This is a genomic window from uncultured Tissierella sp. (genome assembly GCF_902479755.1).
GTDB classification, from domain to species: domain Bacteria; phylum Bacillota; class Clostridia; order Tissierellales; family Tissierellaceae; genus Tissierella; species Tissierella carlieri.
Genome location: NZ_CABSQO010000060.1, coordinates 1 through 13985, shown reverse-complemented (window position 1 = coordinate 13985; position 13985 = coordinate 1). Strand labels below are relative to the sequence as shown.

Here is a 13985-nt window from a genome sequence, read left to right as displayed (position 1 = left end):
TAGAGCAATTCTATGAAGATATTGTACTATTTTTTCATATTTAGTTTACAGAGCCACCTAATAACCTACCAACCTGATAAATAATAACAGCAGCTATCCAACCTATAACAAAAGGATAAATCGCCATAAATATAGCCCATTTATTAGATTTAGTTTCCTGTTTTACAGTACCTATTACTGCTGCACAAGGAGTGTATAAAAGAGTCATAACCATAAATGAAATAGCAGTAAGAGGTGTAAATACATTTTGTAAAGCACCTACTAACTGAGAACCCTCAGATACACCAGCATAAACCATACCTAAGATAGCTACTACAGCTTCCTTTGCTGCTATACCAGCAAATAAACTAACCGTAGCTTGCCAAGTACCAAATCCTGCAGGTATAAATATTGGTGCTAAAATAGTACCTATTTTACCTAATATACTTTCTTGGCTATAAGGCTCTACTCCAAAAGGTAAAACCGATAGAACCCAAAGAAGAGAAACTACTACAAATATGATAGTTCCAGCTCTATGCAAGAAATCCCATACTTTATCCCACATGTCTCTTATAACATATTTAAATATAGGTAATCTATAAGGAGGTAGTTCCATAATAAAGTGAGAAGATTCACCTTTAAATAATGTTTTTGAAAATAACTTACCTACTAATAATGCCACTACTATACCTAAAGCATAAAGAGAAAATAGTACAATTCCTCCATGTTCAGGAAAGAATGCAGCAATAAATACTAAATAAATGGGCAACCTTGCTCCACAAGACATAAATGGGTTAATGAGTAGAGCAATCATCCTATCCTTTTTGTTATCCAAAGTTCTAGTAGACATGACTCCAGGAACATTACAACCAAAACCTACTATCATGGAAATAAAGGTTTTACCATGAAGTCCAAGTGATCTCATTAAGCCATCCATTACATAGGCAGCTCTTGCCATATAACCTGTATCCTCTAATATACCTATAAAGAAATATAATACGGTAATAAGAGGTATAAATTCAAAGACAGCACCTACTCCGCCAAAGATACCTTCAGAAAAGAAGGATTGTAACCACTCGGGAGTGCCTATCATAGCTAATAGGTTGACTGCATATTCTCCAATAGTTTCTATAATAGTTGCTACATAGCCACCAAAGATATCACCACCAATGACAAATGTCAACTGGAATATTACAAACATAATCAAAGCAAATATAGGAAGCCCTAAATATTTGTGGGTAATGATTTTATCTATTTTATCAGTCCTAGTCTCTATTATCCCAGAAGGTTTTTTTACAGATTTATTTACGATTTTACCAATAAAATCATATCTTTTATCTACAATTTCTAACTCATACTCTGTGGCCTTTTCTCCTAAAGAAATGAGTCTTTCTTTAATTGGATCTGGAGCCTTATTCTCTATAAGCCTGTAAATCTCTTGATCTCCTTCTAAAAGTTTTACAGCTATCCACTTAGTAGGATATTCTAAGCTTGAACTTTCAAGTATAGATCTTATGTCCTCAATTTCTTTATCAATATCCTCACCATAGCTAAATGTCAATCTAGAATCTTCATTTTCATTAATATATTGAATAGATTCTTCAATTAAGGTATCTAGACCTTTGTTCTTAGAGGCAACGGTGGGAATCACTGGAACTCCTAATTCTTGTGATAGTTTCTTCAAGTCTATTTCAATATTTTTCTGTTTAGCCTCGTCCATCATATTAAGAGCTATAACAACTTTAGTACCCATTTCAATCAATTGTGTTGTTAAATATAGATTTCTTTCGATATTAGTGGCATCAACTACATTGATTACAACATCTGGATTTCCCTTAAGTATATAATCACGAGCAACAACTTCATCTTCTGAATAAGCCCCAAGACTATAAGTGCCGGGTAAATCAACAACATTATATTGATTGCCTTTATATTTAAATTTTCCTTCTTTCTTTTCAACAGTAACTCCAGGCCAGTTACCAACATGTTGATTGGAACCAGTTAGAGCATTAAAAAGTGTAGTTTTTCCACTATTTGGATTACCTACAAGAGCAATAGTATTCAAAAAAATTCCCCCTTTAAATAATGATAATCATTATCAATAAACGATAAAAAATTAACGCTCGACTATAACATGACAAGCTAATCCACGGCCTAGAGCCAATTTGTTACCAGATAAATTGATAATAAGAGGGCCAAAATCATTTTTAATAACCCTAACACATGCGTTTTTATGAAGACCAAGTTCATATAACCTTTTTTTGGCTTTGCAGCATCCTGAAATTTCTTTAACTCTTCCGCATTCATTAGGCTTTAAAGAAACTAAAGATAAAGTACCCATAAATATCATCCTTCCAATTATGTAAAATAAATTATAATGATAATCATTATCAACATCAACATTAATAGTATAATGTATTTTCTTGATAAATGCAATAACTTTATTATGGGAAGTAAGTTTTAAAGCTCTAATTCTTTTAACTTTCTGTATAGAGTTCTAACACTAATGCCTAATTCCTTTGATGCTTTTTCCTTTCCCTTTAAATCCCAACCATACTTATCTAAAGTATTTGTAATTAAATTTGCTTCTTCTAGTGCTATTGATTCTTTTAAATCAATTTTTTTATTTACTGACTTTATTATTTTATTGGGGAGATTACTGAGTTGAATGGTTTCTGTGTCCTCTATATTCATTGCATATTCTATGGCATTTTCTAGTTCTCTTACATTTCCAGGCCATTGATATAATCTCATAATATCTATAGCTTCTTTGGAAATATTATTGATATTTTTCATTAGCCTTCCATTATATTTATCTATAAAATGGTCTATAAGTATGTCTATGTCTGCTAATCGTTCCTTTAATGAAGGTAAATGAATTGGTATTACATTTAATCTATAGAATAAATCAGCTCTAAAGGTATTTTCATCCATCATAGATTCTAAATCTTGATTGGTAGCGGCTATTACTCTGACATCTACTGGAATGGGCATAATACTACCTAATCTTTGTATAGAATTTTCTTGAAGGACTCTAAGTAACTTTGCTTGCAAATGTAAAGGAAGTTCACCAATCTCATCTAAAAATATGGTTCCCCCATTGGCCATTTCAAATATACCTAATTTACCGCCTTTCTTAGCACCAGTAAAAGCCCCTTCTTCATAACCAAAGAGTTCAGATTCAAAGAGGGATTCTGGTATATTGGCACAGTTTATTGGAACAAAGGGATTATTAAATCTATTGCTTGTATAGTGGAGAGCTTTTGCTACTATTTCTTTTCCTGTGCCAGTGTCACCAGTTATTAAAACTGAAGAAGATGAATTGGCAATTTTCTTTATCTTTTCTTTTATATTTTTCATTTCATAATCCTTAGAAAGGATAGAGTCGAGATAATTTTCATGCATAGAAATCTTAGAATTATTTTTATCTCTTTCTAATTTTAAAATATAAGCTACTATTTCACCTTCAATCTTCAAAGGAGTTGAATGTAAAATTCCTTGAAAGCCTTCCATAACACAATGTTTTTTGCCCTGTCTAGCTCCAGTAAATATCCAATTAGTAATATCTTTGGGAAACATAAGAGCTATAGTTTGAGTATAAAGGTCACAATAGGAAAATAAATCTTGAATGCCTTTATCCCAATAAATCAATAGGCCTCTGTTATCTATTATAAGATAGTTATATTCTATTTCTTTGACGATTTCATCAATTACCTTATGTAAAATTTGAGTATCTTTTTTTGAACTTTCATTAAAGGCAAACATTGATATTAAATTAGAGATATATTCTAATATATCCATATAATCACGAATGTTTTCTTCAATCATATTATGTCCTTCTTGAGAGAAGGAAGTGAGGCTTATTACTCCTATAGGCTCTCCATCTAACTTTATACAAGATAGAATTTCTATAGTAGAAGGACAATTATTGACAAATCTGCATCCTAGACAGGACATCATTGATCCCGGTTTGTTGACAATTACGTTCCCTTGATTTAAAACTTCTTCTATTGAAGCAGAATGAACATTTCTACCTTTTCTTTGTAAATAAACTTTTGTGCTGCTTACTAATTCGGCATTAGTATTAAATATAGCATATTCCATATTAGTTAAATTAGCCATTGTGGATACTATATTTTCTAAGCTAGGTTTTAAATTCTTTAAGTTAATCAAATTAAATCACCTGCCATGTTTGGCAAATAAATTGCCGTATTTGTCAATCAAGACAAACTAATTATATCATATTACCTTGATAAAGTAATTATAAAATTATGAGAAGTCTGAAAAAATGAGAATCCAGTATAATATACTTCCTACTTAATATTTTGGCACAATTTATGCATCAAAGAATATTAGAATATATCCAAAATCAATTAGAAAGGGGATAATTATGAAAAATCCATTAAACTTAGAGGGCAAAGTAGCGATTGTTTCTGGTGGAGCTTCTGGTATTGGATTAGGGACGGGAAAATTATTAGCTGAATATGGAGCAAAAGTTGTACTACTTGATATTAATCAGGAAAAAGGAGATATGGCAGTTAAGGAAATTACTAATGAGGGTAATTTTGCTATCTTCAAGAAATGCGATGTGACCAATAGTAAAGACTGCAAAAGCACTATTGAATTTATAGAAAAAGAACTAGGGAGAATTGATATATTATTTAACAATGCAGGAGTCACAGTTAGAAAGACGGTAGTAGATTTAACAGAAAAAGAGTGGGATTTTGTCATTGATGTAGGTCTCAAAGGTACATACCTACTTTCTAAATATACTATACCTATTATGGCTAAAAATGGTGGAGGAAGTATAGTTAATACTGGATCAGGTTGGGGGTTAAAGGGTGGAGACAAAGCAGCAGCCTATTGTGCTGTAAAGGGTGGAATAGTGAACCTAACTCGTGCTATGGCAATTGATCATGGACCACAAAATATTAGAGTTAATTCTATAAATCCAGGAGATACCGACACAGCAATGCTAAGAGATGAGGGAAGACAACTTGGAGAAACAGAAATAGATACTTTCCTTGTAGAGTCAGCTAAGGGAAGGCCCTTAGAAAGATTAGGAGAACCTTTGGACATTGCAAAGGCAGTGCTATTCCTATGTAGTGATTTATCAACTTGGATAACAGGGGCTGCATTAGTTGTTGATGGCGGTGGAATTGCATAATAAAATTTAGGAGGTAGAAGTATGATAATACGTGGATTTAAAAATCATCCATATATTCCAAACTCAGATTTGGAAGTTCAACAAGAAATGTTAGAAGAAATAGGGTTGAAATCTTTAAATGATTTACATGTTGAGATACCAGAAGAGTTAAAGCTAAAAAGACCTTTGAATTTGCCAAAACCTTTTGAGTCGGAGTATGAATTAAAAAGGGCTATAGATAAAGTTTTAAAGAAAAATATATCATCTAAGGAATATTTAAATTTTCTCGGAGCAGGATGCTGGCAACATTACGTACCAGCTGTATGTGATGAGGTAAATAGTAGGTCTGAGTTTTTAACTGCTTATGCTGGAGAACCCTACAACGATCATGGTAGATTTCAAGCATTATTTGAGTATGAATCTTTGTTAGCTGAATTACTTGATATGGATGTGGTAAATGTTCCCACATTTGATTGGCCACAGGCAGCAGCTACATCTCTTAGAATGGCTTCAAGGATGACTAAAAGGTCTGAGGCTTTAGTAGTAGGAACTATAAGTGCTGATAGGTTAATGATAATAAAAAATTATTGTGATCCGGGAGTTAAAGTTACTTTAATTGATTATGATAGAGAAACTGGAAAAATGGATTTGCAGGATTTGAAAAGAAAAATCTCTGATAATACTGCAGCAGTATACTTTGAAAATCCATCATATTTAGGCTTCATTGAAGATCAAGGAGCTGAAATTTCTAAAATAGCCTATGAAGCTGGTGCAATATCAGTAGTTGGAGTTGATCCAAGTAGTTTAGGAGTCATAGCTCCACCATCATCCTATGGTGCGGATATTATATGCGGGGATCTTCAACCTTTAGGTATGCACATGAATTATGGTGGGGGACAATCAGGGTTTATTTCTACTAGAGATGAAGAGAAATTTGTAATGGAATATCCATCTAGATTATTTGGTGTAGCCCCAACTGTGAAGGAAGGAGAATATGGATTTGGAGATATAGCCTATGATAGGACTTCATTTGGAAACCTTAGGGAGAAGGGTAAGGAATATGTAGGTACTCAAACAGCTTTACTTGGTATTACTGCTGGAGTTTACTTATCTTTAATGGGACCTAACGGAATGTTTGAGTTAGGACAAAGTATTATACAAAAGTCTTTATATGCTATTGAAGAATTGTCTAAGATTAAGGGCGTTAAAGGCTCGAAATTTAATAACATCGGATTTAAAGAATTCATAGTTGATTTTAATGATACTGGTAAAACAATAAAGGAGATAAATAAGGAATTACTAAATGAAAGTATATTTGGTGGAAAGGATTTGTCTGAGGAATTTCCTGAATTAGGTCAATCGGCTTTATATTGTGTTACTGAAGTTCATTTAAAAGAAGATATAGATACTTTAGTAAATGCTATTAGAAAAATTGTTGAAGGATAATCTATAGAAAGGATTGATTAAATGAAGCAAATAAATAGAAACTCTAAGGTTAGAGATTTTCACCAAGCAAGATGGAATGAGCCAATTATATTTGAGCTAAGCCGTAGGGGGGAAAGGGGAGTCTTGATTCCTAAGGCAGAAGAAGCTATAGTTAATCAAGTAGGAGGTGGATTATCTAAATTACCCTTATCTATGAGAAGAAATGGTCTACCTAATTTACCAGAAATAAACCAGAAAAGAGTTTTAATGCATTATTTAAGACTTTCTCAAGAAACTCTAGGTGGAGATATAAATGTGGAAATCGGTCAAGGAACTTGTACTGTAAAATATAATCCTAAGATCAATGATAAAATTGCCAATACTGAAAAGATGATAGATTTACATCCTCTACAGGATGAAAGTACAGTTCAAGGCATATTGGAAGTAATCTATAAAACAGATGTGATTATGAGAGAAATTTCAGGTATGGATTATTTTAGTTTCCAACCTGGTGGAGGTTCTCAGGCTACTATGACTATGGCTTCAATTGTTAGAATGTATCATAGATTAAGAGGCGAAGAGCATAAAAGGGATGAGATAATAACCACAGTGTATTCCCATCCTTCCGATGCAGCAGCTCCAGCTTTAAAGGGATATAAGATAATCACAATTATGGCTGATGAGAACGGACATCCTGATTATGAAGCTTTTAAGGCCGCAGTTAGTGAGAGGACAGCTGCATTTGTTGTAGCTAATCCTGAAGATACTGGAATATTTAATCCAAGGGTAAAGGAATTTACAGATTTGGTAACTAAGGCTGGGGGATTAAATTGTTATGATCAAGCCAATGCTAATGGACTTTTTGGTATAGCTAGAGCAAGGGAAGCAGGATTTCACATGTGTTATTTTAATCTCCATAAATCCTTCGGAACACCTCATGGATGTGGAGGACCAGGTTCTGGAGCAATAGGGGCAGTAAAAGAGCTAAGGGACCATCTGCCAAAGCCATTAATAGATTATGATGGAGAGAAATACTTTTTAGACTATAATTTAAAAAATAGCATTGGAAAAGTAAAAGCCTTCTATGGTACACCACAGGTTGTTCTTAAGGCATATGCTTGGATAATGAGTTTAGGAGCTGAAGGGCTTTATGAGGTTGCTAAAATAGCATCACTTAACAATGCTTATTTAATTAAAAAATTACTAAAACATAAAGGGATAACACTTCCTTATAGACTAGATACACAAAGAATAGAACAGACTAGATATACTATAGAGAAGATAACCGAAGATACAGGAATTACTTCTGGAGATGTAGCTCGTAGAGTAATGGATTTTGGGATGCATATCTGGTCAAGTCATCACCCATATTACATTCCCGAACCACTTACATTGGAACCAACAGAATCGCCTTCTAAGGAAGATTTAGATGAGTATGCATCGACATTACACCATATATTCAATGAAGCTTATGAGAATCCAGAAACAATCCATGATGCTCCACATAATAGCACTATTCATCAAGTAGATGAATCTAGCTTAGATGACCCAGAAAAATGGTGCCCAACTTGGAGAGTTTATCTTAGAAAGGCAAAAGCAAACTAAATTGGATGTGATAGTATGAAAACCATTGGTCTAATTATAAATCCAGTAGCTGGAATGGGTGGTAGAGTTGGACTAAAAGGGACAGATGGTAGAGAGATTTTAGATATGGCAATAGAGCTAGGGGCTGTGAAAGAAGCCCCTAGTAAGGCAGTTAAGGCTTTAGAAAAATTAGTGCCTATTAAAGAAGAATTATTAATCTTAACTTCTTCTTTTGATATGGGTGAGAACCAGTGTAAAGCCTTAGATTTTAATTACGAGATAGTTCATAAAACCAATAGTATAACTGATTTCTCAGATACCTTAAAGTCGGCTAAAATAATGGAAGAAAGGGGTGTTGAACTGATTATCTTTGTAGGTGGGGATGGTACTGCTAGGAATATTTACGAGGCTGTAGAGGATAGAGTAACTGCATTAGGTATCCCAGCAGGAGTAAAGATTTACTCGCCTGTCTATGGGAATACACCAGAATTAGCAGGGAAATTAGCTTTGATGTATTTGAGTAATGGCAGCTTTCATACAAAAGAGGAAGAAGTTATTGATATAGACGAAGAATTATTTAGAAATAATCAAGTAAAAACACAACTCTTTGGATATTTGAAGGTGCCTTATAAAAAAGAATTATTGCAGAATAAAAAAGCGCCAACTCCTTTAGAGGAAGAAGTAAGTCAAAGGGCAATTGCATTGGATATTATAGATAATATGAAAAAGGAGATATATTATTTAATAGGCCCAGGTACAACTACTAGAGCTATTATGGATGAATTAAATTTACCTAATACTTTATTAGGAGTAGATATAATTAAGGATAAAACTGTAATTAAACTGGATTGCAATGAAGATGATATTTTAAACATATTAAGTGGTGAAAAAGGAAAGTTAGTCATCACTCCAACAGGTGGTCAAGGATATCTTTTAGGAAGAGGCAATCAACAGATAAGTCCTAGGGTACTTAAGAAGATTGGAAAAGATAATATTTTAATAATATCTTCTAATTCTAAAATAATAGATTTAAAAGGGAGACCTCTTTTAATATATACTGGGGATGAAGTTACTGATAAGAATTTGGCAGGATATTATAGAATTAAAGTTGGATACGGAATGGACATCATATATAAGGTTTCAGGAGTATACTAATGAAACCTTATTTTACAGCTAGAAATTTCAGAAGATTTGGAAAATTGGTTGTATATTAACAAGCTTAAATTATAAGGAGGTTATATAATGGCAATTGTTAAACTAACACCTATATTTTTACTAGCTGGTTTAATGATATCGGGTATGGACTTGGTGATGGCAGCTCCATTAGCTACAATTTATGCTGGATTAGTGGCTGGTTTTACTGAAAAACATAGATATGATGAAATAATGGAAAATGGTTTCAAGGCTGTAAAGGAAATGATTCTTGTATTCTTTATTCTAATGTTTGCATATGCAGTAGCAGAAACCTTTATGGCCACAGGAGTTGGAGCTTCAATTATAATAATCTCTCTAAAACTAGGAGTTACTGCTAAGACAGTAGCTGTAGTTGGATTTGCAGTTACATCACTATTATCTATAGCTACAGGAACTTCTTGGGGAACCTTTGCATCCTGTGCCCCTGTATTTTTATGGCTTAATCATATAGTAGGAGGCAATATTTTACTTACAACGGCTGCCATAGCTGGAGGGTCATGTTTTGGAGATAATATTGGATTAATTTCAGATACTACAGTTGTTAGTTCAGGCTTGCAAAAAGTTACCGTAACGGATAGAGTCAGGCATCAAGGGGTTTGGTCAGGTTTGGTGCTATTGGTATCTGGAATAATAATATATTTAGTTAGTCTTTCAATGGGTTTACCTAATACAGTAGGTAGTGCAGCTGAAGCTATTAATTCAATACCAGTTGATGTGTTTGAAAGATTAGCAGAAGTTAGACCTGCTGCAGTTACATTGTTAGAACAGGTAAAATCAGGGGTTCCTTATTACATGGTTATACCAATGTTTCTTGTAATAGCTATAGCATTTAAGGGTGTCCCTACAATGATCTGTCTAGGTATTGGAATTATCTCTGCACTGATTTTTGGATTAGCTGCCGGTACTGTACAATCTCTGAATAGTTTTTTAGAATTAGTTCAAGCTGGATTTGAATCTGCAGGTAGCTGGTCTGTAGTTATGATGCTTTGGATAGGTGCTTTTGGTGGTATTATGAGTAGTATTAAAGCATTTGAACCAATATCTAAATTTGTACTTAAGATTTCTAAATCAGTTAAACAGCTAATGTTCTATAATGGTGTTCTTTGTTTAATTGGTAATGCTGCCTTAGCTGATGAAATGGCTCAAATAGTAACAATAGGACCAATAATAAAGGAAATGACCGATGAAAATGTGGAAGCATCTGAGGAAGATATGTATAAACTTAGATTAAGAAATTCAGCATTTTCAGATGCAATGGGAGTATTTGGATCTCAGCTTATCCCTTGGCATTGCTATATGGGATTTTATGTAGCAATATGTATGGCAGTTTATCCTCTACACGAGTTTAATGCATTAGACATTATTAAATATAATTATATGGCAATAGTAGCTGTGGCTTCAATGTTAATTCTTACATTGACAGGTTTTGATAGATTTATTCCACTATTCAAGTTGCCATCGGAACCACAAGTTAGCTTAAAGAAAGAGAAACAAGCAATATATTAGAAAAATGAAATAGTTTATTTATTGGGTATATTTAATGGCTGGCTTATGCTTGTATTGGTTATACTTAGAAGACCTCTGAAAATTATAATTTTTAGAGGTCTATATCTATTTTATCAATGATATTTTAAAATTTTATTGACAAAATAGATATAGAGGCATATAATATAAGTATACACCCCCCAGGGGAGGGGGTAAAGAGGTTAAGGAGTGATATAATGACAGCCAAAAAAATAAGTATAGATGTAGTAGGTATGACCTGTGCGGCTTGCTCTACTAGGGTAGAGAAGGCCCTATCAAAACGAGAGGGAGTAATTTCTGCCACAGTAAATCTACTGGCTAATAAAGCAGCTATTGAATTTGATACAGATAAGGTCAAGCCAGAGGATTTAATTAAAACTATAGAAAAAACAGGGTATGAAGTTCCCTTAGTTAAAAAAACTTTAATTGTAGAAGGTATGACTTGTGCAGCTTGTTCCACTAGGGTAGAAAAAGCATTAAATAAGCTAGAGGGAGTAGTTAAAGCTACTGTAAATTTATCTACTAATAAAGCCACAATAGAATATCCATCTGGTGTAATAGATGAAGATATTTTAGTTAAAGCTGTAGAAAAAGCAGGATATAAGGCAGAGCTAGAGGTGGAAAGAGACTTAGATAGGGAAAAGGAAATGAGAGAAAAGGAAATTAAATCTCTAAAGACTTCCTTCATCATTTCAGCAATTCTTAGCTTACCTTTATTTTCAGCTATGTTTTTTCATATGGCTGGAATTCATACTATTTTAACTAATGGATGGTTTCAATTAATTCTTGCAACTCCTGTGCAATTTCTTATAGGTTATAGGTTTTATAAAGGAGCCTATAACTCTTTAAGAGGTGGAGGGGCTAATATGGATGTTTTAGTATCCATGGGAACTTCAGCAGCCTATTTTTATAGTATATATAATCTTATAATAGGAGTTCATGAATATTATTTTGAAGCTTCTGCAGTTATTATAACTTTAATACTATTAGGTAAAACTTTTGAAGCGGTTGCAAAGGGAAAAACCTCAGAGGCAATAAAAAAATTAATGGGCTTGCAGCCTAAGACAGCAAGAATTATAAAAGATGGAGTAGAAATGGATATACCTATAGAAAAGGTAGAGATTGGAGACATTATAGTAGTTAGACCAGGAGAAAGAGTCCCAGTAGATGGAATTATTGTTGAAGGAAATTCAGCTGTAGACGAATCCATGATTACAGGGGAAAGTATTCCAATAGATAAAGCTATAGATGATGAAGTAATAGGAGCTACTATAAATAAATTTGGTACATTTAAGTTTAAAGCAACCAAGATAGGTAAGGATACGGTATTGTCTCAAATAATTAAACTTGTTGAAGATGCTCAAGGTTCAAAGGCTCCGGTTCAAAGACTGGCAGATAAAATATCAGGTATATTTGTTCCAATAGTTGTAGTCATTGCTTTGGCAACGTTCTTAGGATTCTATCTTATAGGAGGAAATTTTAATATAGGACTTATAAACGCAGTTGCAGTTTTAGTTATAGCTTGCCCATGTGCTTTAGGTTTAGCTACACCTACGGCTATTATGGTAGGGACAGGTAAGGGTGCTGAAAATGGGATACTGATTAAATCGGGAGAGCATCTAGAGAGAGCTCATAAAATGGATACAATAGTATTTGATAAAACGGGTACAATAACTAAAGGCGAGCCAGAGGTAACAGATATCATTTCTTTTAATGATATAGATAGAGATGAGATTCTTAGGATAGCCGCATCAGTAGAAAAAACTTCAGAACATCCTCTAGGGCAATCCATCGTAAAAAAGGGTGAAGAAGAGTTATTGAGATTATCAGAGCCTGAAAAATTTATGGCAGTTCCAGGTAAGGGACTTAGAGCTACCTTTGAAGGAAAAGAAGTTCTTGTTGGTAATAGAAGGCTAATGGTTGATAATAATATTTCTATAACAAACGGAGAAGAGACTCTATTAAAATTAGAAGAAGAAGGAAAAACTGCAATGTTATTATCCTTGGACAATAAATTATCTGGTATAATAGCAGTAGCAGACCAAATCAAGGAGACATCAAAGAAAGCTATAGAAGAGTTAAAATCTATGGGCTTAGATGTATATATGATAACAGGAGATAATGAGAGAACAGCACAAGCTATAGCTAAGGAAGTAGGTATAACAAATGTACTGGCAGAAGTATTACCAGAAAACAAAGCAGAGGTAGTAGAAGAAATTAAATCAAAAGGTAAACATGTAGGAATGGTTGGAGATGGAATCAATGATGCTCCAGCTTTAGCAGCAGCAGATGTAGGATTTGCAATAGGGACAGGAACAGATGTGGCTATGGAAGCAGCAGATATTACTTTGATGAGAGGAGATTTATCCGGAGTAGTTACAGCTATAAGGCTTAGCCATAAAACTATGAAGACCATAAGGCAAAATCTATTTTGGGCATTTTTCTATAATAGTTTAGGGATACCTTTTGCAGCATTAGGATTCCTAGACCCAATGATAGCAGGTGCAGCTATGGCATTTAGTTCAGTTTCTGTAGTTACAAATTCACTAAGACTTAAGAAATTCAAGTAAAATTCACAATTCACGGTTCACAATTCACAATTAGGAGAGTGAAAAATTAAGGTAAAAGACCCCAAAAACTTGCTTTAACAATTGTGAATTGTGCATTGATAATTGTGCATTGATTAAAATGGGAGGAAAGAAAGATGAAAAAAACATTATTGGTAGAAGGTATGTCCTGTGGACATTGTGAAAAGGCAGTGAAAAATGCATTAGGAGAATTAGATGGAGTATCAAAGGTAGAGGTAGATCTTGCAACTAAAAAAGTAGAGGTTGAAGGAGAAGGGCTAAATGACATCCTCATAAAAGGAGCTATAGAGGATGCAGGATATGAGTTAATAGAAATAAGGTAGAAAGTAGTGATTCTATGAGTGAAGGTAAAAAAAGAGCAGCAGCTAAGTTAAAGACTGCTAGAGGACAAATAGATGGCATAATAAAAATGCTAGAAGATGATAGGTACTGTGTAGATGTTTCTACACAGATCCTATCCGCTATCGGACTTCTGAAAAAAGCAAATATAGATATATTAAATGGACATATAAGGTCCTGTGTAGCAACTGCGATCTTAGAAGGTG

At 33.7% G+C, this 13985-nt stretch carries 11 protein-coding genes; 8 read left to right on the top strand and 3 right to left on the bottom strand.

The genetic code is table 11. The features are described 5' to 3' along the window. Positions 1 to 40: 40 nt before the first annotated feature. The 3 genes from feoB to RDK80_RS18905 form a co-directional block, all read right to left on the bottom strand. Positions 41 to 2044 carry a ferrous iron transport protein B gene (gene feoB, locus RDK80_RS18915; protein ID WP_308525187.1) on the bottom strand — a complete coding sequence of 668 codons (2004 nt, stop codon included), beginning with the start codon at positions 2042 to 2044 and terminating at the stop codon, positions 41 to 43. 51 nt (positions 2045 to 2095) lie between these two features. Next, entirely contained in the window at positions 2096 to 2320 is a 225-nt protein-coding gene (locus RDK80_RS18910) for a ferrous iron transport protein A (RefSeq protein WP_094898811.1), read from the bottom strand. Between the two features lie 119 nt (positions 2321 to 2439). Continuing rightward, positions 2440 to 4152, bottom strand: coding sequence for a sigma 54-interacting transcriptional regulator (locus RDK80_RS18905; RefSeq protein ID WP_308525186.1), 1713 nt, complete (start codon positions 4150 to 4152; stop codon positions 2440 to 2442). 217 nt (positions 4153 to 4369) lie between these two features. Between RDK80_RS18905 and RDK80_RS18900 the strand changes: the two genes are divergently transcribed. The 8 genes from RDK80_RS18900 to RDK80_RS18865 all read left to right on the top strand — a co-directional run. Next, positions 4370 to 5146 carry a glucose 1-dehydrogenase gene (locus RDK80_RS18900; RefSeq protein ID WP_256310744.1) on the top strand — a complete coding sequence of 259 codons (777 nt, stop codon included), beginning with the start codon at positions 4370 to 4372 and terminating at the stop codon, positions 5144 to 5146. Positions 5147 to 5167: 21 nt separating this feature from the next. Further along, positions 5168 to 6571, top strand: coding sequence for an aminomethyl-transferring glycine dehydrogenase subunit GcvPA (gcvPA, locus tag RDK80_RS18895; RefSeq protein WP_256310743.1), 1404 nt, complete (start codon positions 5168 to 5170; stop codon positions 6569 to 6571). A 21-nt stretch (positions 6572 to 6592) separates the two neighbouring features. Next, the gene (gene gcvPB / locus RDK80_RS18890) at positions 6593 to 8155 is read left to right on the top strand and encodes an aminomethyl-transferring glycine dehydrogenase subunit GcvPB (protein WP_308525185.1); all 1563 of its coding nucleotides are present in this window, start codon (positions 6593 to 6595) and stop codon (positions 8153 to 8155) included. A gap of 15 nt (positions 8156 to 8170) precedes the next feature. Beyond that, positions 8171 to 9289: an ATP-NAD kinase family protein gene (locus RDK80_RS18885; protein WP_308525184.1), complete on the top strand. Its 1119-nt coding sequence runs from the start codon at positions 8171 to 8173 to the stop codon at positions 9287 to 9289. 87 nt (positions 9290 to 9376) lie between these two features. Next, positions 9377 to 10834: a Na+/H+ antiporter NhaC family protein gene (locus RDK80_RS18880; RefSeq protein WP_216561423.1), complete on the top strand. Its 1458-nt coding sequence runs from the start codon at positions 9377 to 9379 to the stop codon at positions 10832 to 10834. Between the two features lie 215 nt (positions 10835 to 11049). Further along, the gene (locus RDK80_RS18875) at positions 11050 to 13422 is read left to right on the top strand and encodes a heavy metal translocating P-type ATPase (RefSeq protein ID WP_216561426.1); all 2373 of its coding nucleotides are present in this window, start codon (positions 11050 to 11052) and stop codon (positions 13420 to 13422) included. Between the two features lie 134 nt (positions 13423 to 13556). Further along, a complete protein-coding gene (locus tag RDK80_RS18870; RefSeq protein WP_216561428.1) occupies positions 13557 to 13763 on the top strand; it encodes a copper ion binding protein in 207 nt (68 codons plus the stop codon). A gap of 14 nt (positions 13764 to 13777) precedes the next feature. Continuing rightward, positions 13778 to 13985 (top strand): metal-sensing transcriptional repressor (locus RDK80_RS18865; protein WP_308525183.1); only part of this gene is annotated, 208 nt, incomplete at its 3' end.

Excerpts from the sequence above, each read along its gene's own strand:
- RDK80_RS18910 (WP_094898811.1), bottom strand. The coding sequence starts at position 2,320 with ATGGGTACTTTATCTTTAGTTTCTTTAAAGCCTAATGAATGCGGAAGA.
- RDK80_RS18900 (WP_256310744.1), top strand. The coding sequence starts at position 4,370 with ATGAAAAATCCATTAAACTTAGAGGGCAAAGTAGCGATTGTTTCTGGT.
- gcvPA (WP_256310743.1), top strand. The coding sequence starts at position 5,168 with ATGATAATACGTGGATTTAAAAATCATCCATATATTCCAAACTCAGAT.
- gcvPB (WP_308525185.1), top strand. The coding sequence starts at position 6,593 with ATGAAGCAAATAAATAGAAACTCTAAGGTTAGAGATTTTCACCAAGCA.
- RDK80_RS18885 (WP_308525184.1), top strand. The coding sequence starts at position 8,171 with ATGAAAACCATTGGTCTAATTATAAATCCAGTAGCTGGAATGGGTGGT.
- RDK80_RS18880 (WP_216561423.1), top strand. The coding sequence starts at position 9,377 with ATGGCAATTGTTAAACTAACACCTATATTTTTACTAGCTGGTTTAATG.
- RDK80_RS18875 (WP_216561426.1), top strand. The coding sequence starts at position 11,050 with ATGACAGCCAAAAAAATAAGTATAGATGTAGTAGGTATGACCTGTGCG.
- RDK80_RS18870 (WP_216561428.1), top strand. The coding sequence starts at position 13,557 with ATGAAAAAAACATTATTGGTAGAAGGTATGTCCTGTGGACATTGTGAA.